This is a genomic window from Brachybacterium sp. AOP25-B2-12 (genome assembly GCF_052378625.1).
Classification (GTDB): domain Bacteria; phylum Actinomycetota; class Actinomycetes; order Actinomycetales; family Dermabacteraceae; genus Brachybacterium.
The window spans coordinates 128,007-151,329 of record NZ_JBQSXW010000003.1; the positions used below are offsets into that span (position 1 = coordinate 128,007).

Sequence of the window (23,323 nt, forward strand, 5' to 3'; positions counted from 1 at the left end):
TCGTCGAGAACGCCGATGGCCCACCCCCGGAAGGGGACGGGCCGTCGCACGGAGCTCCGCGGCAGCCTCGGCCACCGCTCAGCGCATCACGCCGCCACGAGCGAGCGCAGCACGTACTGCAGGATCCCGCCGTTGCGGAAGTAGTCCGCCTCGCCGGGGGTGTCGATCCGCACGACCGCGTCGAACGCGATCGGCTCGGCGCCCTCACGGGTCGCGACCACCTTGACGGTCTTGGGCGTGCGGCCCTCGTTGAGCTCGGTGACGCCCGAGACGTCGAAGGTCTCCTCGCCCGTCAGGCCCAGCGACTCCGCGGTCTCCCCCGCGGGGAACTGCAGCGGGAGGACGCCCATGCCGATGAGGTTGGAGCGGTGGATGCGCTCGTAGCTCTCGGTGATGACGACCTTGACGCCCAGGAGCTTGGTGCCCTTGGCGGCCCAGTCGCGCGAGGAGCCGGTGCCGTACTCCTTGCCTGCCAGGACGACCAGCGGGATGCCCTGCTCGGCGTAGGCCTGCGCGGCGTCGTAGATGAACTCCTGCTCGCCGGTCAGGAGGTTCTTGGTGTAGCCGCCCTCGACCCCGTCCAGGAGCTGGTTGCGGATCCGGATGTTGGCGAAGGTGCCACGGATCATGACCTCGTGGTTGCCGCGGCGCGAGCCGTAGGAGTTGAAGTCCTTGCGCTCGACGCCGTGCTCGCGGAGGTACTGGCCCGCCGGCGAATCGGCCTTGATCGATCCGGCCGGGGAGATGTGGTCCGTCGTCGTGGAATCGCCGAGCTTGACGAGCACGCGGGCACCGGAGATGTCCTCGACCGGGGCCGGGGTGTGCTCCATGCCCTCGAAGTACGGGGGCTTGCGCACGTAGGTGGACTCCTGGTCCCAGGCGAAGGTCGCGCCCTCGGGGGTGTCCAGCGAGCGCCAGCGGTCGTCGCCCGAGAAGACGTCGGCGTAGTCGGCGCTGAACATCTCCTGGGTGATGTTCTCCCCGATGACCTGCTCGACCACGGTGGGCGAGGGCCAGATGTCGCGGAGGAACACGTCGTTGCCGTCCGTGTCGGTGCCCAGCGCATCGTTCTCGAAGTCGAAGTCCATCGTGCCCGCGAGCGCGTACGCGATGACCAGAGGCGGCGAGGCCAGGTAGTTCATCTTCACGTCGGGGTTGATGCGCCCCTCGAAGTTGCGGTTGCCCGAGAGCACGGCGGTGACGGCCAGGTCGTTCTCGGCGATCGCCTCGGAGATCTCCGTGTCCAGCGGGCCGGAGTTGCCGATGCAGGTGGTGCAGCCGTAGCCGACGAGCTGGAAGCCCAGCCGGTCGAGGTACGGGGTCAGCCCCGACTTCTCGTAGTAGTTGGTGACGACCTGGGATCCCGGCGCCAGCGACGTCTTGACCCAGGGCTTGGCCGTGAGGCCCTTCTCGACGGCGTTCTTGGCCAGGAGGCCGGCGGCCATCATCACCGAGGGGTTGGAGGTGTTGGTGCACGAGGTGATCGAGGCGATCGACACGATGCCGTGGTCGATCGCGAAGTCCGTGCCCTGCACCGGGGTCGGGTGCGAGGCGCGCCCGGCGACCTTCTCGTGACGCGGGGCCTCTCCCCCGCCGTCGTTGTCCGAGCCCGGCTGGGCCGGGTCCGAGGCGGGGAAGCTCCCGGCCACGTCGCCGTCGGCGATGACCTCGGGCTCGTCGGCGTAGGTGGGCAGCACCTCGCGGAAGCTCTGCTTGGCCTCGGTGAGGACGATCCGGTCCTGGGGGCGCTTGGGGCCGGCGATCGAGGGGACGACCGTCGAGAGGTCCAGCTCGAGGTACTCGGAGTACTTCGCCTCGCGGGACGGGTCGTGCCACAGGCCCTGGCGCTTGGCGTAGGCCGCGACGAGCGCGACCTGCTCCTCGCTGCGGCTGGTCAGGCGCAGGTAGTCCAGGGTCACGTCGTCGATCGGGAAGATCGCGACGGTCGAGCCGAACTCGGGGCTCATGTTGCCGATGGTGGCGCGGTTGGCCAGGGGCACCTGGCCCACGCCCTCGCCGTAGAACTCGACGAACTTGCCGACGGCGCCGTGCTTGCGGAGCTGCTCGGTGATCGTGAGCACCACGTCGGTGGCGGTCGCTGCCGGAGGGATCTGGCCGGTGAGCTTGAAGCCCACCACGCGCGGGATGAGCATCGACACGGGCTGGCCCAGCATCGCGGCCTCGGCCTCGATGCCGCCGACGCCCCAGCCCAGGACGCCCAGGCCGTTGACCATGGTGGTGTGCGAGTCGGTGCCCACGCACGAGTCGGGATAGGCGCGCAGCGTGCCGTCGACCTCGCGGGTCATGACCGTGCGGGCCAGGTACTCGATGTTGACCTGGTGGACGATCCCGGTGCCCGGGGGAACCACCTTGAAGTCGTCGAAGGCGGTCTGGCCCCAGCGCAAGAACTGGTAGCGCTCCTGATTGCGCTCGTACTCGAGCTCCATGTTGCGCTCGAGGGCGTCCAGGCGACCCGCGACGTCGATCATGACGGAGTGGTCGATGACCATCTCGGCCGGCGCCAGCGGGTTGATCTTCTCCGGGTCCCCGCCGAGCTCCTCGACGGCCTCACGCATGGTGGCGAGGTCGACGACGCAGGGGACGCCGGTGAAGTCCTGCATGATCACGCGGGCGGGCGTGAACTGGATCTCGACGCTGGGGTCGGCGTCGGGGTCCCAGGCGCCGAGGGCGCGGACGTGATCGGCCGTGATGTTGGCCCCGTCCTCGGTGCGCAGCAGGTTCTCCAGCAGGATCTTGAGGCTGTAGGGAAGCTTGTCGTGTCCCTCGACCGCGTCGAGGGCGTAGATCTCGTACTCCGAGGGGCCGACGGCGAGGGTTTCGCGCGCGTCGAACGAGTTGACCGTGCTCACGGTGTGACTCCTTGTGGTCTGGGGCGTGGGCCCATGCTAGGGCCAGGTCCGGCCGGGGTGGGGCGATCCCGCGACAGCCGAACTTTTTCTCTTGACGTCAAGACAAATCTATCACGATGCGGGCTCGAGGACCGCGACCGACTCGATGTGATGTGTGTGGGGGAAAAGGTCGAACGCCCGCAGATCGGCGATGCGCCAGCCGTGGCGCTCGGCGACCGCGAGATCCCTGGCGAGCGTCGAGGGCTCGCACGAGACGTAGACGATGCGCCGGCGCGTCGCGGCGGTGAGCTCCCGGATCAGCTCGGCGCCGGCGCCGGCGCGCGGCGGGTCCAGGACCACGAGGTCCGGACGCGTACCGGCGCGGACGGCGGTGCGCACCCAGGCCAGGCAGTCGCCGCGCTCGGCGCGCGCCGCGGGCAGGTCCGCGAGGTTCTCGGCGGCCAGGGCGCTGGCTCGCGCGTTGCCCTCGACGGTCACGACCTCGCCGCCCTCGCCGGCGGCCCGGGCGGCGGACGCGGCGAACAGGCCGACGCCGCCGTACAGATCCCAGACGTGGTCGCCCGGACGGACGTCGAGGTCACCGGCGACCACGTCGGACAGCAGCGTCGCGGCCTCGCGGTGGCTCTGCCAGAAGCCGGTCTGGGACACCCGGAACTCGCGATCGGCCACGCGCTCGCGCACCAGGCCGTCCCCGCGCACCGGATGCAGACCGGAGGAGTTCTGGACGCTGACGGACGCCTGGCCCCAGGAGTCGGGGATGACGAGCGACGCGGGATCCAGGGTCCGCCCGACCACCACGACCGCGGCGGCCCCGGTCGAGGTGCCGACGACGTCGATGGCCTCCGTGCCCGCCGGCGGCGTCCAGCTCGGGACGTCGAGGGCGGTGATGGCCGGCACCGAGAGGGGGTCCTCGCCGACCGGTCGCACGTCGTGGGAGCGCCAGCCGCGCATCCCGACATGACCCTGCTCGTCGACCGCGAAGCGCACGCGCGTGCGCCAGGCCAGACCCTCGCCGTCGTGCGGGGCCGGCTCCACCTGGGCGTCCTCGACGGGGAAGGACTCGACATGCGCGCGGGACAGGAGGTCCTGCAGGACCTCGGTGGCGATCCGGCGCTGGGCGGGCAGGGCGATGTGCGCCCAGTCCGCTCCGCCGACGCCGTCGGTCCCGGCCTCGGGCCAGACGGAGGGGACACGGTCCGGGCTCGCCTCGAGGACCTCGACGGCCTCGGCGCGCCAGAAGCGGGCATCGGCCGCATCGTCGGGATCCTCGAGCAGGCGGGCGACGACGGTCTCCCCCGGTGCCGAGCCGCGCACGAACACGACGCGGCCCTCGTGGCGGGCCACGAAGGTGCCGCCGGTCGCGGGGTTCGACGAGGTGAGGGTGATCATGCGTCCTGCGCTCACGGGGGCGTCGTCAGCGGTGGGGGCTGCCACTGCGTCCACCTTCCTTTTCCTTCGGGGGTCGGGCGTCGGTCCCGGCGTCGTGGGCGGCGGCAGTCACGGCCACGTCTGCCGCATCGGGCACGGTGGGCACCGTGTCCTGATCGGCGGCGCCGAGGTCCCACGGCACCGTGGTGACCATGACGCGCGGCACGTGGGCGAGGCGGCTGCGGAGGCGTCGGGCGGAATGGTTGTGCAAGAAGTGCTCCCACCAGTGTCCCACCAGCACCTCGGGCACGTAGACCACGACGATGTCGCGCGGGTTGCGCCGTGCCAGCAGGTGCACGTGGGCCATCACCGGGGCGACCACGGCGCGGTACGGCGAGTAGAGGATCCGCAGCGGGATCTGCAGGTCCAGGGCGCGCCACCGCCGGACCAGCTCGGCGGTGCCGGAGGTCGCGTCGGCATCGTGGTCGTCGATGGTGAGGGCCTCGAGCGAGGAGTGGCGTGAGGAGGCCGCGACCGACAGCGCCCGCATGGTGGGCCGGTCCAACGTGGAGACCAGGACGACGGCGTGCGAGCGCGAGGGCAGGGCCGCGGGGTCCGTGCCGGACTCGTCGAGCGCCAGGCGCTCGGCCAGTCGCCGATAGTGGCGGTGGATCGCGGTCATCACCGCCCACAGCGCGATCATCGCCAAGACCGCGCTCCAGGCCCCGTGGGCCAGCTTGGTCACCAGCACGATGACCAGCACGAGCGTGACCAGCACGAACCCGGCGGCGCTGACCGCGCGCAGGAAGGCGATGACGCGGCGGTCCCGCGGGGACGACGCGACGCGGCGGCGCGCCGTGTAGTGGCGGACCATCCCGAGCTGGCTGAGCGAGAACGCCACGAACACGCCCACGATGTACATCTGGATGAGGAGCGTGACGTCGGCGCCGGTGGCCCACACGAGCCCGGCTGAGACGAGGGCGAGCGCCAGGATGCCGTTGGAGTAGGCCAGGCGGTCCCCGCGCACCCGCAGGCGACGGGGCAGGTAGTCGGCGCGGGCCAGCGAGCTCGCGAGGTTGGGGAAGCCGTGGAAGGCGGTGTTGGCCGCGAGGAACAGCACGAGCGCGGTGACGAAGGTGACGAGGTAGAACATCGGGGAGCCGGGAGAGAACACCGCCTGGGCCACCTGCCCCATCACCGGCAGCTGCTGGTACCCGGTCGCGGGCTCGCCCGCCCGCGTGAGCTGCGTGGCGGGGTCCTCGACGAACCGCACCCCGGTGGCCATCGCCAGCGCGATCACCCCCAGCAGCATCGCCGAGGAGATCAGCCCCAGCAGCACGAGCGTGATCGACGCGTTGCGCGCCTTGGGAGCGCGGAAGGAGGGCACGCCGTTGCCGATCGCCTGGACCCCGGTGAGCGCGGCGCACCCGCTCGAGAAGGCGCGCAGCACCAGGAGTCCGCCGCCGAGGGCCGTCATCCCGTGGTCGAAGGCGTCGACGGGCACCAGGGCGAGGTCGGCGCTGGGCGCGCGCCCCAGGGTCCCGGTGGCCGCCTCGACGGCCCCGACCGCGATCGTCACGCCGATCGCCCCCATGAAGAGGTACACCGGGATCGCCAGGACGGCGCCGGACTCCCGGACGCCGCGGAGGTTCACGACCGCGAGCACGCCGATGAGGATGACGGCGATGAGCGCCTCGTGGCCGTGCAGGGACGGCACCGCGCCCGTCGCGTAGTGCCCCGCCTGGGCGATGGACACGGCGACCGTCAGGACGTAGTCGACCAGCAGCGCGGAGCCGACGACCCGCCCGGCGCCGCTGCCGAGGTTGGTCTCGACGACCTCGTACAGACCGCCGCCGCTGGGGTACTCCCGGACGATGTTGCGGTTGGTCACGACGACGACCGCCATCACGAGGACGACGGCCAGGCCCACCCAGGGGCTCACGAGATAGGCCGACAGCCCGGCGACGGCGAGGGTGAGCAGGATCTCGTCGGGTGCATAGGCGACCGAGCTCAGGGCGTCGGCGGCGAACGTCGGCAGGGCGATCCGGATCGGCAGGCGCTCGCGCGAGAGCCGCTCGGTCGCATAGGCGCGGCCGAGCACCAGACGCTTGAGGGTGGAGGGGAGCCCGGGCACGGGACCAAGGGTAAGCCGGGGCCGGGACGCTCCCGTGCGACCCGGCGTGCGCCGCGCCGTGACGCCTCGTGCGCGAGCACCTACAGTGGGGACGCCCACCGCCCGGCGGGCAGGAGTCCCCACCAGGAGGCACGATGCACGTGGTCGTCATGGGCTGCGGCCGCGTGGGCTCGATGCTCGCGCTGCGCACCGTCGAGATGGGGCACACCGTCGCGGTGATCGACCAGGACCCCGCCTCCTTCGACCGTCTGGGCGCGGAGTTCCCCGGGACCTGCGTGACCGGCGTCGGCTTCGACCGTCGGACCCTCGTCCAGGCCTCCATCCGCGACGCCGCCGCCTTCGCCGCCGTCTCCAGCGGCGACAACACCAACGTGATCGCCGCGCGGGTCGCCCGCGAGGAGTACGGGGTCCGCAACGTCGTGGCCCGCATCTACGATCCCCGGCGCGCCGAGATCTACGAGCGCCTGGGCATCGCCACGGTGGCGACCGTGCGCTGGACCGCCCACCAGATGATGGCGCGGCTGCTGCCGGGCAGCCCGGACCACGAGTACCGCGACGTCTCCGGGCGCCTGACCATGCTCGTGGCCTCGTGCGAGCCGAGCTGGGTGGGCACGCCGATCGGTGAGGTGGAGCGCCGCACGCGGGCCCGCGTCGCCTTCGTGACCCGCCTCGGCGAGGGCCTGCTGCCCGGCGCCGAGACGCGGGTCCAGGACGGGGACCGGTTGCACCTCATGGCCGAGACGACGCGTCTGGACGAGGTGGAGACGGTGCTGGCGCATCCGCGCGCCGAGGACGCCGAGAGCACCGGCCCGGCGACGGGGCGCGTGCGATGAGGGTCGTCGTGGTGGGCGCCGGCGGCGTCGGGCGCTCGATCGCCGCCGAGCTCGTGGACAAGGACCACACGGTGGTGCTCGTGGATCGCGCCGTGACCGCCTCGCGCCGGGAGTCCGTGCCGCAGGCCGAGTGGCTCCAGGGGGACGCGTGCGAGCTGTCGGTGCTGTCGGCCTCCGGTCTGGCCGATGCCGAGGTGATCGTCGCGGCCACTGGCGACGACAAGGTCAACCTCGTGGTGAGCCTGCTGGCCAAGACGGAGTTCGCGGTGCCGCGGACCGTCGCGCGGGTCTCCCACCCCTCCAACGAGTGGATGTTCGGGGATGCCTGGGGCGTGGACGTCGCCGTCTCGACGCCGCGGGTGATGACGGCGCACGTCGAGGAGGCCGTCTCGGTGGGCCGCGTCGTCAAGATGTTCGGCTTCGCGGGCTCGCGCACCCAGCTCGTCGAGATCACGGTGCCCTCCGAGAGCCCCAAGATCGGCCGCACCGTGGGGTCGATGCGCTGGCCCCCGGGGACGGTGCTGGTGGGGATCATCCGCGACGGGCTGCCGGTGGCCCCGACGGCCCATGACGCGATCGAGGCGCTCGACGAGCTGCTGTTCCTCGCGGAGACGGATGGGCTGCGGCCCCTGCAGGACCTGTTCGTCCCGCGCACCGGGAGCTGATCGCCGCCCCAGGTGCCGTGCGGTGCCCGGCGCGGCCCAGGTGCCGTGCGGCTCAGAGAGCCGAGGCCTCCGCGGCGGCGGTGCGGGCCTCGCGGCGGTGCACGAGCGCCCGGTGCATGAGCCAGACGAGGTAGACGACGAGGGCGAACAGCGGCAGCCCCATCACGAGCTTGGCGATGCCGAGCGCGGCGACCTGGCCGGTCGCGTACAGCGTGGCCTGTACCGCGAGCTTGAGCAGGTACATCCCGGCGAGCATCCAGGTGGCGCGCGTGTAGGTCCGCACAGCGTCGCGGTCCTGCGCCCAATCGGCCACGCGGGGATCGAACACCGCGGCCACGAGTCCCACGAGCGGCCGGCGAGCGAGCACCGAGACGAGCAGGACGACGGCGGTCAGCGCGTTGATCGCAAGGCCGGGCAGGTAGAAGTCGGTGCCGTCACCCGAGCGGATCGCCCAGATCGCACCGACGGCCACGCCCAGCAGACCGCCGACGGCGCTGCCGACGCGCTGGCGCTGGATCACCCGCACCAGGATCGCGAGAATGCACGCGGCGATCGCGGCGATCCCCGCGACGGTGATGTCGCGGGTGGTCACGAAGAGGACGACGAACAGAGCAGTGGGCAGCGCCGACTCGAGGATCCCGCGCCATCCGCCCACGGCATCGGCCGCGGAGAACTGCTCCTCGCGGAGGAGCCGGCCAGCACCGCCCTGCGGCGTCGTGCGTGCCGCAGAGCCTGCAGGGCCGCCGCCCGGGCCGGAGGCGGTCCCCGGGTCGGTCGATGCGGTGCGGCCATGGGCCTGGGCCGCGTGGGCGTCAGCCTGCGCGGCCGGGCTGTCGGCCTGTGCCACCTGGCCGTCTGCCTGCGCGGACCGGCCCTCGGACGGCGCCTGCTCGGTCACGTCTGCTCCTCCCCCGCTCGCGCGAGGATCTCGTACCGGGGGTTGTACATGACGCGGTGGTTGCCGCGGTTGGCCGCGAAGCCGGTCACCGACAGGCGCGTCCCCGGTTCGATGCCGGGGATCTCCTCGCGTCCCACCCAGATCACGGTGATCGAGCCCGTGCCGTCGACGACGTCGACCTCGACGGTCGGCGCGGCCGAGCGCGGATGCACGACCATCGAGGAGATGAAGCCCGTCAGGTGCACCTTGCGGCGGTCCCCGACGTCGGCGACGCAGTCGTAGCCTGCGCGCACGGCGTCGGTGCGGGCCCGGGCGGCATCGATCTCGTCGCTCGAGGCGAGGAAGCGCCGGACCCGGGCGAGCAGGTCGGGGCCTCGGGCGGGCGCGGACACGACGCTCAGCCGCTCTGGGTGATCTCGGGGCCGCGCGCGAGCGGGTCGAGCGGGTTGGAGTCCGCCGGGACGAGCCCGGGTCGCTGGCCCGGCAGGGCCAGCGGGATGAGCTCCTGGGGCGCCATGGCGTCCCCTCCGCGCACCACGACGACGCGCGAGAGGATCTCCTCGAACCGGCGCGTGGCATCCGCGTCGCCCACGGCGGGGCCCGACAGGATCGCGCGGAGGAACCAGCGGGGGCCGTCGACGCCGAGGAAGCGCGCGGGACGATACGTGGTGCGGCCGTCCGCACGACGGACGGGCAGGCGGCACACGAGCTCGGGGCCGAAGATGCCCTCCCGGGACTCGGCGGTCCCGCCCTGGGACGAGACGGAGGTCCGCAGGGCGCCGCGCACCTCCTCCCACAGCCCGCGGGACTTCGGCGCCGCGAACGCCTGGATCTGGAGCGAGGAGCCGTCCAGCACGAGGTTCACGCCGGTCACTGCCCGGGTGCGCTGATCGAGCTCGAGGCGCAGCTCCGTCCCGTCGATGCTGGGGACCTGGAGGCCCGCGAGGTCGATGCGGTCCTCGTCCGGGGCATCCTTCTCGTCGAAGGGGCCGCCTGCGAGGTGGGAGCGGTCCGCCTCCTGCTCCCAGCCGTCGTCCGTACCGTCGTCGGTCGACTCGTCCGCGGGTGCCGTCGAGGCCTTCGGACCGGCCTGGACCGCGCCGTCCTCGTCGGCCTCCGCGTCCGGGGTCGTGTCGTCCGTGACGTCGTCGGTCACGGTGTCGCGCTGTCGGCGTGAGAACAGTCCCACCGTCTACACCTCTCGTCGTGTGGTTGCGGGGGCGACCGTCTCCGCGGCCGAACCCTCCTCGGAGCCGAAACCGCCGCTGGAGCCGAATCCGCCCTGTGCCCTGGCCGTCGCGTCGAGCTCCTCGACGACCTCGAGGGTCGGGGCGAGGAACGGGACGACGACCAGCTGGGCGATCCGATCCCCGCGAGCCACCACGAACTCCTCGCGGAGGTCCGTGTTGTGCAGCGGGACGCGGATCTCCCCGCGATAGCCCGCGTCCACGATACCGGGGCCGTTGAGCACGGTGACGCCGTGGCGCACGGCGAGTCCGGAGCGGGGGCACACCAGACCCACCGTCCCGCTCGGCAGGGCGAGGGAGACGCCGGTGCCCACGAGGGCGCGTCCCCCCGCGGGGATCACGACGTCCTCGGCCGCGACGAGGTCGAAGCCCGCGTCGTCGGGGTGGGCACGCCCGGGCAGGACGCCGCCGGGCGCCAGCCGCACGGGCATGGTCGCCGGGGTCGCCCCGGCACCGGGGATCGGGGGGTTCGGGGTGGTCGGTGGGGCGCTCACGGAGTCCTCGGGCATGCCGACCAATGTACCCACGGCCCGTGCCCCGGCCGGGAGCTCCCTGGACGGGCGGTCCCGCCGTGTCCGGGGTCCGCGGATCCGCGCGACCTCGGCATCCCGGGTGCCCCGTGAGACCATGGGTCCATGTCCCACGACGCAGCCGGCGCGCAGCCGAGCACCGACGATCAGGCACCCGCCACCGGTCCCGTCCACGGGGACGCTCCCCCCGCGACGGCCGACACGGTCCTGTTCCGGGAGCGTCTGCTCCCCAGCGTCGGGGTGTGGATCGTGGGCGCCCTGACCGGCGGGCTCTTCGGTCTGATCCTCGTGCCGATCTCGGTCGAGGCCGGCTTCGTCGTGTCGATCCTCATGGCGATCGGCGTGTGCGTGATCTTCGCGGCGACCTCCTCCGTGCTCGAGGTCCGCGAGGGTCTCGTCCGGGCCGGGAGCGCACGGATCGAGCCGGAGCTGCTGGGGATCCCCGCCGTCCTCGAGGGCGAGGCCTGGACGGAGGTCATGGGCACCGGCTTCGAGCCGCTCGCCTTCCACGTCACCCGCGGGTGGATCCGCCGCGGCGTCCGGGTCCCGGTGCTGGACCGGGAGGACCCCACCACGGCATGGGTGCTCTCCTCCCGGCACCCCGATCAGCTGGCTCGCGCCCTGCGCGCCGCCGCCTGAGCGGTCAGGGCCCCGAGGGCACGTCGCGCCCACGGCTCCGTGGGGCACGGCGGCACGGTCCCGACCAGGCTCCCAGGACGCACGAAGGGCGCCCCCGACGGATCCGGGGCGCCCTGCGGTCCTGCGATCGTCCCGCCGCGGGGGCGGGGTCATGTCATGCGGCCGCGCATTCCTTGCAGATGATCAGCCGGCCCTCGACATGGTCGATCTGGCTGCGGTGCTTCACCAGGAAGCACGATCCGCACGTGAACTCATCCGCCTGTCGCGGGAGCACGCGGACGGAGAGCTCCTCGCCGGAGAGGTCGGCGCCGGGCAGCTCGTAGCTGTCGGCGGACTCGGCCTCGTCCTCGTCGACGGCGGGGGTGGAGGCCTCGTTGCGGCGGCCCTTGAGCTCCTCGAGCGAGTCCTCCCCCATCTCCTCGTCGTTCTTGCGGGGAGCGTCGTAATCAGTGGCCATCTACGGTCCATTCCTCGTGGGGTTCTGCGGTCCTCGGACCTGCCTCGATGCTCGTCTGACGGCGGGCTCGGGTCAGGTCCGATGACCCCGGGAACGCCGGACGAGCGGCGATTATTGCACCCGGCCCCTGACCCTGCAACACGTGGGGCGGATCTGCGAGGTTCCTCAAGGGGGACGTGCGATGATGTCTCCCGGCAGCGACCCCCGGCGACCGGGCGACCCGAGCCCCGAGAGGACCACGATGAGAGAGCTGCAGCTCGATTCGATCCACGACGACGGCGAGCACATCGTGCTCACCGACACCGATGGCGAGCAGTACACCCTCCGGATCGACGAGGCGCTGCGCGCGGCGGTCCGCCGCGACAAGCCCGCCCTGGGACTGATCCAGTCCGCGGAGAGGACGCCCCTGCGCCCTCGCGAGATCCAGGCGCTGCTGCGCGCCGGTCACGACGCCGAGGAGATCGTCCGGATCTCCGACATCGACATCGAGCACGTGCGCCGGTACGAGGGCCCCGTCCTGGCCGAGCGCGAGTTCACCGCCCAGCGCGCCCAGCGGTTCCCCGTCGGACGCTCCGGCGGCCCGACCCTCGCGGAGATCGCCGCCGAGCGGCTCCGCGCGCGCCAGGCCTCCCCCGAGCGCCGGTGGGACGCGTGGCGCCGGGAGGACGGCACCTGGACCATCGCCCTGTCCTTCGAGGCCGCCGGCAAGGCGCGCGTGGCGCACTGGCAGGCCGACATGGCCCGCCAGAGCGTCGTCGCCGACGACGACGAGGCACGCTGGATGACCGACGAGGACTATCCCGATGCCGATGCGCCGCGCCCGCGCGCGCGCCTGACCGCCGTGCGCGGCCGGGTCTACGACGTCGAGGCCGACGGCGGGGTCGACCACCCCGACCGCGAGGGGTCGCCCGCCGCGAACGCCGGCCGCACCGGCCCGTGGCGCACCGTGCGTCCCTCCGTCCGCGCCGACCACCCCTCCTCCATCGGCGAGGACGAGCTCGACGCGCTCAACGCCCGGCGCGGCCTGCGGCCCGTCCCCTCGCCCTCGTCCCCGGAGGACCGGGACGGGGACGACCACCCCGAGCACTCCGTCTGGACCTCCGTCGGCGACGACGAGGCGCACCTGGACGCCCGGGACCACGACGAGGCTCCCGCGGACTCCGTCGCCGCGACCGAGCACGCGAGCGGCACCGATGCGTCGCCCGCGCGCGAGGACGACGGCCACCTGGACACCGACCTCGGCACGGACTCCGCCGCACCGGCGGACGAGGGCCACGATCACCCGGGCACGCCCGTCGCGTCCGCTCGGGGCGGCTCCGCCGCAGGTGACGAGCCCCACGAGGACACGGTCGAGCTGACGCCCCTGCCCGGCTTCGACGACGCCGAGGCCCACACCGGCAGCGCGCGCAAGCGGTCGAGGACCCGCCGGGCGACCATGCCCAGCTGGGACGAGATCGTCTTCGGCTCCAAGAACGACTGAGGGGTGCGGGCGGGGTCTCAGGACCCGGCTGTCGCCCGCACCACCGGCACCAACGCCTCGCGGGAGTCGAGGGAGCCGTGCATGCCGATCATCGAGCGTGCGCCGTCCCCGCGCCGTGAGAAGTCGTCGACCGCCCAGCGGCCGCGGGCGATCACCAGCACGTCGGGCACCCGGGCGCGCACCGCGGGCTCGACCGGCGTGTCCACGGGGCCCAGGAGGCCCGCCGTCAGCACGTCCTCGCCATGCACGACGTGCGCGCGCTCGCCCAGCAGGTCCCGCAGGTCGGACGCGAGCTCGGCGGGATCGTCGTCGGTCTGCAGGGCCAGGGCCCTCGACTCCCCGGCGAGGCGAGGGATCCTCGCCGTGATCCGGGGATGCTCGGCCAGGTCCACGCGGTGCTCGTCGTCGGTGTCGAGCATCCCGTGGTCCGCGGTCACGGTCAGGCGCGTCCCCAGGGGCAGCCGGCGCAGGAGCGCGCCGAGCACCGCATCGGCCTCCGCGAGCGCGGTGCGCCACGCCTCGGAATCGACGCCGTGGACGTGCCCGGCGTGGTCGACCTCGGCGAGGTGCACGTACACCAGCCCGTCCTCGCCGGCTCGCCGCACGGCCAGGCGGACCGCGTCGACCGCCTCCGCACCGTGGCGGAACCCCGTGAACGGCCAGTCGGCGTAGGCGCAGCGCGTGAGGAACGAGCCGGCGTGCTTGAGCGGCCCCACGTGGACGCTGCGGCGTGTGGAGGTCCGGCCGAGATCAGGGGTGCGGATCCAGGTGGCGGGGTCCGGCGGGGGTGCGCCGCCCGGTGGGACGGGTGCGCCGCTGAGCTGCTGGACGCCCAGACCGGTGCGCGGATCGGTCACCGCGTATCCCAGGATCCCGTGGTCCAGCGGCGGGCGTCCCGTCATCAGGGAGCTGACGGCGGCTGCGGTGGTCGAGGGGAAGACGGTGCGGACCGCGGTCGTGGATCCGGCGAGCACCCGCAGGGTCGGCACGTGCGAGCGATGCTCCTCGAGGAGCTCGGCCCCGAGGCCGTCGATGAGCACGACGACGTCGCGACCGGTGACGGGCTCGGCGACAGGTCCGGGCAGCAGGGGCGGCAGGAGGTCCAGCAGACCGGGATGGGCGCCGTCGGCGAACGGCGGGGGCAGCAGGTCCCCGGGCCAGGTCGGCACCGGCGGTCAGTCCTCGAGGGCGTCGACGGCGTCGGCGAGCTCGGTGTGGAAGCGCAGCGCGGCCTGCACCGCGTGGTCGCCGTCGGCGAGCGCGCTGACCCGCAGGGCGAGGTCGGACGGGGAGAGCATCCCCGTGTAGCCGTGGTCGGCCTGGCATTCGGGGTCCTCGCACCAGGCGCGCTCGAGCTCGAGCCGACGGCTCCCGCCCCACGAGATCCCGAGCGTGACCTCGGCCTCGCGGCTGCCGACGGCGCCGGGGTCCGAGTCGAAGGTCTGCGACAGGCCCAGCGACCCGATCCGGGTCAGCCGGATCCGTTCCGTGGTCACGACGACCTGGCTGGGGTTCAGCTCGTCGGCGGCCTCGTCGTCGAGGTGGGCGATCACGAGGTGCCGGGCCGTCAGGGCCAGGACCGTGAGATGACGTCGCACCTCGGCCCCGTCGAACGTCGTCTCCGGGCGCACGAGATGCCCGATCACGGAGGCGCCGCGGAGCGAGCGCGCGATGCACCCGGCGGCGATCTCGGGGAAGTAGCCCGAGCGACGGAGGTCGTCGCGGAGGTCTGCCGGGAGCTGGACGGTCATGCGCCCATCCTCCCACGGTGCTGGGCGCGGCTCCGCTCGGCGGTGGGCGAGGGCCCCGGCGCCCCGGACTGGAGCACCCGGCGCGTGGCATCGGTGCGGTTGGGGGCCGGGGCCAGGCACACCCGGGCGCCGACCAGGTGGACCCCGTCGGCCGCGACGACCACTGGGTGCAGCTCCAGGCGTGCGACCTCCGGGAGGTCCTCGGCGAGCATGCCGACCCGGACGACCGTCTCGACGAGCGCCCCGAGGTCCGCGCCGGGCAGGCCGGGCCCCGGGGACAGGCGCACGGCGGTCGCGGGCTGGGCGATGAGGCGGCGCGCGCCCGCCTCGTCGAGCGGAGGGATCGCGTAGGCGACGTCCTCGAGGAGGGCGTCGGCGTCCCCGGACAGGGAGAAGCTCACGACCGGGCCCAGCGACGGGTCCTCGACGCTGCGCACCACGACCGCGACCCCTGGGGGCGCCATCGGCTGCACCAGCAGGGGGGCGTCGGAGAAGGGGAGGTCCCGGCGCATGGCGGTGACGGCGTCGCGGAGCCGCTCGGCGTCCGGGATCCCCAGGCGCACGCCCCCGAGGTCGGCGCGGTGGGCCAACTGCGGATCGGTGCTCTTGAGCACGGCGGGGAACCCCAGGGCGGTCGCGGCGGCCGCGGCCTCCTCGGGCTCGGAGACCACGCGCCCCGGCATCAGCTCGAGCCCGTAACAGGCCAGCAGCGCCCGCGCGGCGTCGGTGTCGAGCTCGACGACCCCGCGGACTCCCTCGAGCGCGTCCTCGACGAGCGCGCGAGCACGCACGCGGTCCACGTCCTCGCGCTCCGGCGGCCGGGGGTCGGCGACGCCCGTCCCGGCCAGGTGCGCCAGCGCGCCCGCGGCGGCCCGCACCACGAGCGCGGGGGTGGGGTGCACGGGCGGCAGCGCGGGGTCGTCGCGGACGGCGCGGCGCACCTCGTCGTAGCGGTCGGGCTCGGTCACGAGGCACACGCCGAGCCCCGCGCCCGAGCCGCGCGCGACGTCCGCCATCCGGCGCACGAGCTCGACGGGGTCGCCGGAGAGCGGATCGAGCACCCCGGCCAGCACCATGTCGACGCCGCCGGGGCCCGCCATCCGGGTCAGTGCGCGCACCATCATGCGCTCGTCGCCGATCGCCGGGACGTGGCGCTGCTCGGCGACGACGTGCAGGCCCGCCTCGTCGGCCGCGCCGCGCAGGGCCGCCCCGAGCGCCGGGGTGTTGGCGAGCAGCCCCACCCGTGTGCCCGAGGGAACGCCCTGGCGGTCCAGCATCTCCACGACGTCGACGAGATGGTCGACGCTGCGGGTGCCGACCACGCCCGCCGAGGTGAGCACCTGGTCCAGGGCGCGGCGCGGCAGCGTCGAGGAGCGCACGTCGTGCCCCGGCGGCGCCTGGATGGTCAGCGCGGGCGGGCGCAGGACCACGACGGGATGGCTCCGGGTGATGCGGCGGGCGATCCGGGTGAACTTGCGGGGGTTGCCCATGGATTCCAGCGCGAGGCCGATCACCCCGATCTCCGGGTCGTCCTCCCAGTGCTGCAGGCAGTCGTTGATCGAGACGTCGGCCCGGTTGCCCGCGCCCACGAACTCGCGGATCCCGACCCCACGGGCGGCTGCTCCGCTGAGGATCATCGCCGCCAGGGCGCTGGACTGCCCGGCCAGCGCGGCGCGGCCGGCGCGGGGCAGCCGGGGGGCGAAGGAGACGTTGATGGGGTCCTGCCCGGTGCGCAGGAACCCGAAGGCGGCCGGCCCCAGCACCCGCATCCCGAAGCGCCGTGCCCGGGACACGAGCCGGCGCTGGGCCCGTGCGCCCTCCTCCCCCGCGTCGGCGAAGCCCTCGGTGGGCACCACGAGCGAGCGCACCCCGATCCGCGCGCACTCGGCGACGGCAGCGATGCAGTCCGCGGGACGCAGCGCGAGGACCGCGAGGTCGACCGGACCGGGGACGTCGGCGATCCGCGGATGGGCCGGGCGCCCGCGGACCTCGAAGGCGTCGCGGGTGACCACGTGCACCGGCCCCGTGAACCCGGAGTCCTCGAGGGCCGTGAGCAGGCGGCCGCCCACGCTGTCGCGCGCCGCGGAGACGCCCGCGACGAGGATCGAGGACGGGGTCAGCATGCGTTCCATCGCCCGGGACTCGGCACGGTGCTCGCGTTCGAGGCGGACGGCCTCCGAGCGGTCGGTGGGGTCGATGTCGAAGGCGACCTCGACGATCCCGTCCTCGTAGTGGCGTCGCACGTCGAAGCCCGCGTCCGTGAACACCGAGAGCATGCGGCTGTTCTGGGGCAGGACCTCGGCCACGAAGGTGCGGATCCCGACCTCGCGGGCCGCGGCCGCGAGGTGCTCCAGGAGCACGGACCCCAGCCCCCGGCCCTGGTCGCGGTCCGAGACGTTGAAGGCGATCTCGGCCTCGTGGGGCGCGACCCGGTCGAAGCGGCCGACGGCGATGATCGCCTCGCCCTGGAACACGACGAGGGCGACCCGGTCGTGATGGTCCACGACGGTGAAACGTTCGAGGTCCCGCGGGGACAGCCTCGGCATGGGCGCGAAGAAGCGCAGGTACCGGGAATGCTCGGACTGCGCCTCGTGGAAGGCCTCGAGCGCGTCCGCGTCGCCGGGGAGGATCGGCCGCAGGTGCGCGGCGGTCCCGTCGCGCAGGGCGATGTCCGCCTCCCACGGGGCCGGATAGGGGGCCGCGCCGTGCGAGGCCGCCCGTCGCCCGTCGTCGTCGCGCCGTCGTGCCATGCGTCGACCCTATCCGGGCGGCGCACCCGGCGTCGGGTTCGTCGCATCCCGGCGTCCCGCGGGCCCGCCTGCGCAGGCACGTGCAGGTCATGGGGCAGGATGGCGGGCATGGCACGCAGGAGCACGAGCACCCAGGGCAGCGGCACCTCGGAGGAGGAGTACATCGACGGCACCGTCCTCGATGTCGACGTCACCAGCGAGATGGAGACGTCCTTCCTCGAGTACGCCTACTCCGTCATCTACTCCCGCGCCCTGCCCGATGCCCGCGACGGCCTCAAGCCGGTCCAGCGCCGCATCCTCTACACGATGGCGGACATGGGCCTGCGCCCGGACCGCGGGCACGTGAAGTCCCAGCGGGTCGTCGGCGAGGTGATGGGGAAGCTCCACCCCCACGGCGACACGGCGATCTACGACGCCCTGGTGCGCATGGCCCAGGACTTCGCGATGCGGCTGCCCCTCGTGGACGGCCACGGCAACTTCGGCTCCCTGGACAACGGGCCCGCAGCGGCCCGGTACACCGAGGCACGGCCGTCCCGGGCGGCGATGCTCATGACGGCGTCCCTGGACGAGGACGTCGTGGACCTCGTGCCCAACTACGACAACCAGCTGCTGCAGCCCTCGGTGCTGCCCGCGCAGTTCCCCAACCTCCTGGTCAACGGCGCCTCGGGCATCGCGGTGGGGATGGCCACGAACATGCCGCCGCACAACCTCGTCGAGGTGATCGCCGCGGCCCGCCACCTCATCGCCCACCCGGACGCGACGATCGAGGACCTCATGCGCTTCGTCCCGGGTCCGGACCTGCCCACGGGCGGACGGATCGTCGGCCTCGACGGCGTGCGCGACGCGCTGCGCACAGGTCGCGGCTCCTTCAAGGTCCGGGCGACGGCGCGGATCGAGAACGTCACCAGCCGCAAGAAGGGGATCGTCGTCACCGAGCTCCCCTACCTGGTGGGTCCCGAGAAGATCGCCGAGAAGCTGCGGGACGTGGTCCAGGCCAAGAAGGTCCAGGGCATCAGCGACTACCAGGACCTCACCGACCGCCATCACGGGCTGCGCCTGGTCATGACCGTCAAGTCCGGCTTCAACCCCGAGGCGGTGCTGGAGCAGCTCTACAAGCACACCCCTCTCGAGGATTCCTTCTCCGTCAACAACGTGACCCTCGTCGAGGGGCGCCCCCGCACGCTCGGGCTGCGCGAGCTGCTCGAGGTGTTCATCTCCCACCGCCTCGAGGTGGTGCGCCGACGCACCGAGCATCGCCTGGGCAGGCGCACAGATCGCCTGCACCTCGTCGAGGGCCTGCTCATCGCGATCCTCGACATCGACGAGGTCATCCAGATCATCCGCGGAAGCGACGACGCGGAATCGGCCCGGACACGGCTCAGCCAGGTCTTCGACCTCTCGCCCGCCCAGTCCGAGTACATCCTGGAACTGCGCCTGCGACGCCTCACCCGCTTCTCGCGGATCGAGCTCGAGGGCGAGCGCGACGAGCTGCGCGCCGAGATCGCGCGGCTCGAGGAGATCCTCGGCTCCGACACGGTGCTGCGGGCCCTCGTCTCCGACGAGCTGGCCCAGGTCGCAGCGGAGCACGGCACGCCGCGGCGCACCGTCCTGCTCGAGGCCACCTCGCAGCCGGTTCCGGCGGCAGGCGGGGACCTCGAGGTGGCCGACGAGCCCTGCCGCGTGCTGCTGTCGGGCTCCGGGCTCATCGCGCGCCGCGCCGGGGAGGAGGCGCCGAGCCATGAGGGCGACCGCAGCTCCCACGACCTCGTGGTGGCCGAGGTGCTCACCTCGACACGCTCGACGATCGGGGTCATCACCGATCGCGGGCGCCTCCTGCACGTGCCCGTCGTGGACCTCCCGGCGATCGCGCCGACCGCGGGGCCGCCGTCCCTGGCCGGCGGGACCCGCCTGACGGACCTGGTGGTCCTCGACAAGGACGAGCATCCCGTCTCGATCGTCCGCGCGGCCGCCGGTGACCTCGAGCGCGGGGGCGGCTACGCCGTGGGGACGCGCGACGGCGTGGTCAAGCGCGTCACCCCTGACTTCCCGCGCGGCGACGGCTTCGAGATCATCTCGCTGCGTCCCGGGGACGCCGTGGTCGGCGTCGCGGACCTGACGAGCGACGCGGACCTCGATCTGGTGCTCGTGACCGCCCAGGCCCAGCTGCTGCACTTCCCCGCCTCCGGCGTCCGGCCGCAGGGTCGCAATGCCGGGGGCGTGGCCGGCATCAAGCTCGCCGAGGGCGATCACGTCATCGCGTTCTCGGCCGTCGACGTGACCCGGGACAACGCCGTGGTCACCGTCTCCGGCAGCTCCGGGGTGCTGGCGATCGCCCAGACCGGCTCGCTCAAGGTCTCCTCCCTCACGGAGTACCCGGCCAAGGGGCGTGCGACCGGCGGCATGCGCTGCCACCGGTTCCTGCGGGGCGAGGACTCGCTGATCGGTGCGTGGGTCGTGCCGTCACCGGCGCGGGCGTGCTCGGAGGCCGGGCAGCCGATCGACCTCCCGGAGCCCCTGGGCCGGCGCGACGGCTCCGGCTCCCCGGTGGCCGTTCCGATCGCCGCGGTGGGCTGATCCGGCGACGACGTGGTCCCGCGCAGTGCTGCGGACCGCATCCCGTGACCGTTCTCACCTGATCCATCGGTGCAGGTCACGGCGGAGAATCCCGGGTTCTCAGGCTGTTCGCATGGTCCGTCCGCGCGTCGTGGAGGGCACTGGTGCACAGTGGAAACATGCCTGATCCCGCTCCCGAGAATCCCCGTCCACCCGCCTCGCACCGTTCCGAGTCCTCCCCCGCCTCGTCCTCCGGGACGTCGTCCTTCGGCGTGCCGTCGTCGGGCGCGGCCGCGACCCCGCACGCCGCGGGAGCGACACCGCCTCCCGGCAAGGACGCCGCTCCCGACGGCAACGGGCTGCGCTCGCTGAGCCCGCTGGGGCTCGCGGCCGGCGGTGCCGCCGCGGCGACGGCCTCGGTCGTCGGCGGCCAGCTCGGCGTGGCGGGAACCGTGATCGGTGCGTTCCTCACCTCGATCGTCTCGGCCACGGCGCTCGCCGTGTATTCGGAGTCGGTCAAGCGCGGCAAACGGGCCGTCGTCAAGATCAATCACGCGCTGGCGCACGGTCCCGCCGACGGTGCGGCCTCCTCGGGCACGCCGGCCGGAGGACCCGGCGCAGCCGCGGCGGCGGATCGCTCCCCGGACGCCGATGACGGCGGCGCCGCGACGCTCGCCGACGACGGGTCCGCCGGGGACGCCGATGGGCGCTCGACGTCCCGCAAGCGCGTCCTGAAGATCGTGGTGGGCGCGCTCGCGATGGCCGCGATCGCGGTCGTCATCGTCTTCGGGGTCCAGCGCGCCACCGGCACCGAGCTGTCCACCGGCACCGGCTCCATCCAGCGCTCGGTCAGCGGGGACGACGCAGTCGTCCCGCGCTCCGGCGGCGACGGCTCCACGACCCCCGTGGAGGATCCGTCCTCCTCCTCGGGCCCGCGGGAGTCGTCCTCCTCGGGCACACCCACGGAGGACGGCACGACCGGGACCGGCACGCCGTCCTCGAGCGGCTCGGCGACGCGCTCCGGTCAGAGCTCCGCGCCGACCTCGGCACCGGCCACCACGAGCGGCGGCCGCGGGGCGACGACCCACGCACCCACCGGCGGGGCGACGCAGGGCTCCCAGAACCAGGGGGCACAGACCCAGGGCGGCCAGAACCAGGGAGCCGCGACGGCCCCCTCGGGCCAGTCCGGCACCGACTGACGCTCGGCGGACGTCCTGCCGCGGCGGCACGGGGGTGATGCCTCCGTGCCGCCGCGACCCCTCCGTGTCCGCGTTCGCGGTCACCGTCGCGCGCGGGGCCCCTCGCGTGCCACGATGCCGTCATGACCTCCGCACCCCCTGCCCTGCCCGCCGGCGTCGAGCTCGTCGAGCGCCACGGCACCCCCGCGATCGAGGTGCGCACCGCCGCGTCCTCGGCGACCATTCATCTCGACGGCGGCCACGTGACGTCCTGGATCCCCGCCGGCGGCGAGGACGTCCTGTGGACCAGCCCCACCGCGCACTACGCCGAGGGCGCCTCGATCCGCGGGGGCATCCCGCTGATCGGCCCCTGGTTCGGTCTCGGCCGGTACGGCACCGCGAGGCCCAGCCACGGCTGGCTGCGCTCGGAGCGCTGGGAGCTCGAGGCCGCCGAACGGATCGGTGATGCCGTCACGCTCGTCCTGCGCCTCGACGGCGGGGATCGCTCCGGGGCGGGGATCACCGCCCAGTGCTTCGTGGCGATCGGCGAACACCTGACCGTCGAGCTCTCCGTCCGCGCGGGCGCACTCCCGCTCGAGCTCGAGGCGGCCCTGCACACATATCTCGCGGTCTCGGACGTCCGGGACGTGCGCCTCGACGGCTTCGATGGTGCCGCCTACCTGGACAACACCCAGGGCCTGGCCCGCCGCGTCCAGGACGAACGGCTCGTGCTGACCGGACCCACCGATCGTGTCTTCGAGGTCGACGACGAGGTCGCGGTGGTCGATCCCGGCCTGGGCCGCGTGATCCGCGAGGAGCCCTCGGGGTCCACCCGCACCGTGGTCTGGAACCCCTGGGAGGAGGGCGCGCGCGAGTACGACGACATCCCCGACGAGGACTGGACCCGTTTCGTGTGCGTCGAGACCGCCGCCGCGAAGGACGGGTACATCCCGGTGGCGCCCGGAGAGGCCCACGCGTTGCGGGTGCGCCTGATCGTCGACCGCACCTGATCCGTGTCCGACGACCCATCGCCCTCATCGGCCACGGACTCGACCGGGGCGAGCCGCCGATCCCTCGAGGGTGCACCGGGCAGCTCCGCGGAGGAGCGGGCGTCCGGTGACGGCGCGCCCGTCGCAGCCGGTTCAGCGGCGACGCAGCTCGACGAGCACCAGCTCGGGTCGGTTGGCGATCCGCGGCAGGTGCCACCGGACCTTGAGCCCGCGGCTGATGACCATGCGGGTCCTGCCCCGGGTGTGGACGCCCGCCGTCAGGCGCGGCAGGATCCCTTGGTTGGGGGCGTAGAGCCCTCCGATGCCGGGGACCCGCCACTGGCCGCCGTGCGCATGGCCGCTGAGGACGACGTCGACCTCATGGGCCGCGTACACGTCGAGCAGCTCGGGGCGGTGGGCCAGGAGCACGGTCACGAGCGCTTCGCGGTCCCCGTGCTCGGCCAATGGCGTCCCGGGGACGGCCCCCCGGCGTGCCAGCCCCGCCCGGCGCAGGCCGCCCGCGGCGAGGCGGTGGTCGATGGCCGGGGACACCTGGGAGGATGCCGGTCCGCCGTGCACGCGGGGGTCGTCGATCCCCGCCACCCGCACCGCGTCGCCGTCGCGCTCCAGGAGCACGGACCGGTCCCCGAGGACCTCGACGCCCCGGGCGCGCAGACCTGCCATGAGCGCGGGTCCTCGTCGCGAACCGCCCTCGTGGTTCCCGGTGATCGCGTGGACGGGTGCGCCGCGCACGAGCTCCCCGGCCAGCTCGAGCAGCGGGCCCACGTCCCGGGTGCCACGGTCCAGGGCGTCACCGGTGAGGACCACGAGGTCCGCTCGAGCGTGCTCGACCGCCGCGAGCAGATCGCGCTGGCCAGGCCCGAACCGGGTCGCGTGGAGGTCGGAGATCTGCAGGATCCGGAAGCCGTCGAAGGACGTCGGGAGGTGCGGCAGGTCGATCACCTGCGTCGTCGTCTGGAT

At 73.6% G+C, this 23,323-nt stretch carries 19 protein-coding genes; 7 read left to right on the forward strand and 12 right to left on the reverse strand.

The features are described 5' to 3' along the window. Positions 1–86: 86 nt before the first annotated feature. The 3 genes from acnA to ACT3TZ_RS03435 all read right to left on the reverse strand — a co-directional run bounded on the left by acnA (position 87) and on the right by ACT3TZ_RS03435 (position 6,372). Positions 87–2,870, reverse strand: coding sequence for an aconitate hydratase AcnA (acnA, locus tag ACT3TZ_RS03425; RefSeq protein WP_444581992.1), 2,784 nt, complete (start codon positions 2,868–2,870; stop codon positions 87–89). 111 nt (positions 2,871–2,981) lie between these two features. Then, a complete protein-coding gene (locus ACT3TZ_RS03430) occupies positions 2,982–4,259 on the reverse strand; it encodes a class I SAM-dependent RNA methyltransferase (RefSeq protein WP_444581993.1) in 1,278 nt (425 codons plus the stop codon). Positions 4,260–4,284: 25 nt separating this feature from the next. Beyond that, the gene (locus ACT3TZ_RS03435) at positions 4,285–6,372 is read right to left on the reverse strand and encodes an APC family permease (RefSeq protein WP_444581994.1); all 2,088 of its coding nucleotides are present in this window, start codon (positions 6,370–6,372) and stop codon (positions 4,285–4,287) included. 134 nt (positions 6,373–6,506) lie between these two features. On the opposite strand from ACT3TZ_RS03435, the gene ACT3TZ_RS03440 reads away from it, so the two are divergent. Next, positions 6,507–7,205, forward strand: coding sequence for a potassium channel family protein (locus tag ACT3TZ_RS03440; RefSeq protein ID WP_444581995.1), 699 nt, complete (start codon positions 6,507–6,509; stop codon positions 7,203–7,205). Continuing rightward, entirely contained in the window at positions 7,202–7,870 is a 669-nt protein-coding gene (locus tag ACT3TZ_RS03445; RefSeq protein ID WP_444581996.1) for a potassium channel family protein, read from the forward strand. The genes ACT3TZ_RS03440 and ACT3TZ_RS03445 overlap by 4 nt, the downstream gene beginning before the upstream one ends. Positions 7,871–7,922: 52 nt before the next feature. Here ACT3TZ_RS03445 and ACT3TZ_RS03450 read toward each other — a convergent pair whose 3' ends face one another. Genes ACT3TZ_RS03450 through dut form a run of 4 tightly spaced genes read right to left on the reverse strand, consistent with a single transcriptional unit; the run spans position 7,923 to position 10,524 of the window. After that, entirely contained in the window at positions 7,923–8,768 is an 846-nt protein-coding gene (locus ACT3TZ_RS03450) for a DUF3159 domain-containing protein (protein WP_444581997.1), read from the reverse strand. Further along, a complete protein-coding gene (locus ACT3TZ_RS03455) occupies positions 8,765–9,160 on the reverse strand; it encodes an OB-fold nucleic acid binding domain-containing protein (RefSeq protein ID WP_444581998.1) in 396 nt (131 codons plus the stop codon). The genes ACT3TZ_RS03450 and ACT3TZ_RS03455 overlap by 4 nt, the downstream gene beginning before the upstream one ends. A gap of 5 nt (positions 9,161–9,165) precedes the next feature. Further along, on the reverse strand, positions 9,166–9,957 hold the full coding sequence (locus tag ACT3TZ_RS03460; protein ID WP_444581999.1) for a DUF3710 domain-containing protein: 792 nt from the start codon (positions 9,955–9,957) through the stop codon (positions 9,166–9,168). 3 nt (positions 9,958–9,960) lie between these two features. Continuing rightward, on the reverse strand, positions 9,961–10,524 hold the full coding sequence (gene dut / locus ACT3TZ_RS03465; protein ID WP_444582000.1) for a dUTP diphosphatase: 564 nt from the start codon (positions 10,522–10,524) through the stop codon (positions 9,961–9,963). A gap of 126 nt (positions 10,525–10,650) precedes the next feature. Between dut and ACT3TZ_RS03470 the strand changes: the two genes are divergently transcribed. After that, entirely contained in the window at positions 10,651–11,184 is a 534-nt protein-coding gene (locus tag ACT3TZ_RS03470; protein ID WP_444582001.1) for a DUF3093 domain-containing protein, read from the forward strand. Between the two features lie 154 nt (positions 11,185–11,338). Here the strand turns inward: ACT3TZ_RS03470 and ACT3TZ_RS03475 are convergent, their stop codons facing one another. After that, the gene (locus tag ACT3TZ_RS03475; protein ID WP_444582002.1) at positions 11,339–11,641 is read right to left on the reverse strand and encodes a DUF4193 domain-containing protein; all 303 of its coding nucleotides are present in this window, start codon (positions 11,639–11,641) and stop codon (positions 11,339–11,341) included. Positions 11,642–11,882: 241 nt separating this feature from the next. Here ACT3TZ_RS03475 and sepH point away from each other — a divergent pair, with 241 nt between their 5' ends. Continuing rightward, complete coding sequence (gene sepH / locus ACT3TZ_RS03480; RefSeq protein WP_444582003.1) at positions 11,883–13,121, forward strand: septation protein SepH; 1,239 nt, start codon at positions 11,883–11,885, stop codon at positions 13,119–13,121. A 17-nt stretch (positions 13,122–13,138) separates the two neighbouring features. On the opposite strand, the gene ACT3TZ_RS03485 is transcribed toward sepH, so the two are convergent. Genes ACT3TZ_RS03485 through ACT3TZ_RS03495 form a run of 3 tightly spaced genes read right to left on the reverse strand, consistent with a single transcriptional unit; the run spans position 13,139 to position 17,622 of the window. Next, positions 13,139–14,290: an alkaline phosphatase family protein gene (locus ACT3TZ_RS03485; RefSeq protein WP_444582004.1), complete on the reverse strand. Its 1,152-nt coding sequence runs from the start codon at positions 14,288–14,290 to the stop codon at positions 13,139–13,141. A gap of 6 nt (positions 14,291–14,296) precedes the next feature. Next, the gene (locus ACT3TZ_RS03490) at positions 14,297–14,872 is read right to left on the reverse strand and encodes a DUF5998 family protein (protein WP_444582005.1); all 576 of its coding nucleotides are present in this window, start codon (positions 14,870–14,872) and stop codon (positions 14,297–14,299) included. Next, complete coding sequence (locus ACT3TZ_RS03495; RefSeq protein WP_444582006.1) at positions 14,869–17,622, reverse strand: bifunctional acetate--CoA ligase family protein/GNAT family N-acetyltransferase; 2,754 nt, start codon at positions 17,620–17,622, stop codon at positions 14,869–14,871. Before ACT3TZ_RS03495 ends, ACT3TZ_RS03490 begins: the two co-directional genes overlap by 4 nt. 108 nt (positions 17,623–17,730) lie before the next feature. On the opposite strand from ACT3TZ_RS03495, the gene ACT3TZ_RS03500 reads away from it, so the two are divergent. The 3 genes from ACT3TZ_RS03500 (at position 17,731) to ACT3TZ_RS03510 (ending at position 22,363) form a co-directional block, all read left to right on the forward strand. Then, positions 17,731–20,196 (forward strand): DNA gyrase/topoisomerase IV subunit A, encoded by a 2,466-nt coding sequence (locus ACT3TZ_RS03500; protein ID WP_444582007.1) that lies wholly within the window; start codon positions 17,731–17,733, stop codon positions 20,194–20,196. A gap of 158 nt (positions 20,197–20,354) precedes the next feature. Next, positions 20,355–21,374, forward strand: coding sequence for a hypothetical protein (locus tag ACT3TZ_RS03505; protein WP_444582008.1), 1,020 nt, complete (start codon positions 20,355–20,357; stop codon positions 21,372–21,374). A 122-nt stretch (positions 21,375–21,496) separates the two neighbouring features. After that, the gene (locus ACT3TZ_RS03510) at positions 21,497–22,363 is read left to right on the forward strand and encodes a D-hexose-6-phosphate mutarotase (protein ID WP_444582009.1); all 867 of its coding nucleotides are present in this window, start codon (positions 21,497–21,499) and stop codon (positions 22,361–22,363) included. 132 nt (positions 22,364–22,495) lie between these two features. Here the strand turns inward: ACT3TZ_RS03510 and ACT3TZ_RS03515 are convergent, their stop codons facing one another. Then, positions 22,496–23,305, reverse strand: a complete 810-nt coding sequence (locus tag ACT3TZ_RS03515) for a metallophosphoesterase (protein WP_444582010.1) — start codon at positions 23,303–23,305, stop codon at positions 22,496–22,498. Positions 23,306–23,323: the final 18 nt, after the last annotated feature.

Bases quoted from the DNA above. Each gene is read 5' to 3' on its own strand.
- ACT3TZ_RS03430 (WP_444581993.1), bottom strand. From the start codon at position 4,259: ATGATCACCCTCACCTCGTCGAACCCCGCGACCGGCGGCACCTTCGTG.
- ACT3TZ_RS03440 (WP_444581995.1), top strand. From the start codon at position 6,507: ATGCACGTGGTCGTCATGGGCTGCGGCCGCGTGGGCTCGATGCTCGCG.
- ACT3TZ_RS03445 (WP_444581996.1), top strand. From the start codon at position 7,202: ATGAGGGTCGTCGTGGTGGGCGCCGGCGGCGTCGGGCGCTCGATCGCC.
- dut (WP_444582000.1), bottom strand. From the start codon at position 10,524: ATGCCCGAGGACTCCGTGAGCGCCCCACCGACCACCCCGAACCCCCCG.
- ACT3TZ_RS03470 (WP_444582001.1), top strand. From the start codon at position 10,651: ATGTCCCACGACGCAGCCGGCGCGCAGCCGAGCACCGACGATCAGGCA.
- ACT3TZ_RS03475 (WP_444582002.1), bottom strand. From the start codon at position 11,641: ATGGCCACTGATTACGACGCTCCCCGCAAGAACGACGAGGAGATGGGG.
- sepH (WP_444582003.1), top strand. From the start codon at position 11,883: ATGAGAGAGCTGCAGCTCGATTCGATCCACGACGACGGCGAGCACATC.
- ACT3TZ_RS03490 (WP_444582005.1), bottom strand. From the start codon at position 14,872: ATGACCGTCCAGCTCCCGGCAGACCTCCGCGACGACCTCCGTCGCTCG.
- ACT3TZ_RS03495 (WP_444582006.1), bottom strand. From the start codon at position 17,622: ATGGCACGACGGCGCGACGACGACGGGCGACGGGCGGCCTCGCACGGC.
- ACT3TZ_RS03500 (WP_444582007.1), top strand. From the start codon at position 17,731: ATGGCACGCAGGAGCACGAGCACCCAGGGCAGCGGCACCTCGGAGGAG.
- ACT3TZ_RS03505 (WP_444582008.1), top strand. From the start codon at position 20,355: ATGCCTGATCCCGCTCCCGAGAATCCCCGTCCACCCGCCTCGCACCGT.
- ACT3TZ_RS03510 (WP_444582009.1), top strand. From the start codon at position 21,497: ATGACCTCCGCACCCCCTGCCCTGCCCGCCGGCGTCGAGCTCGTCGAG.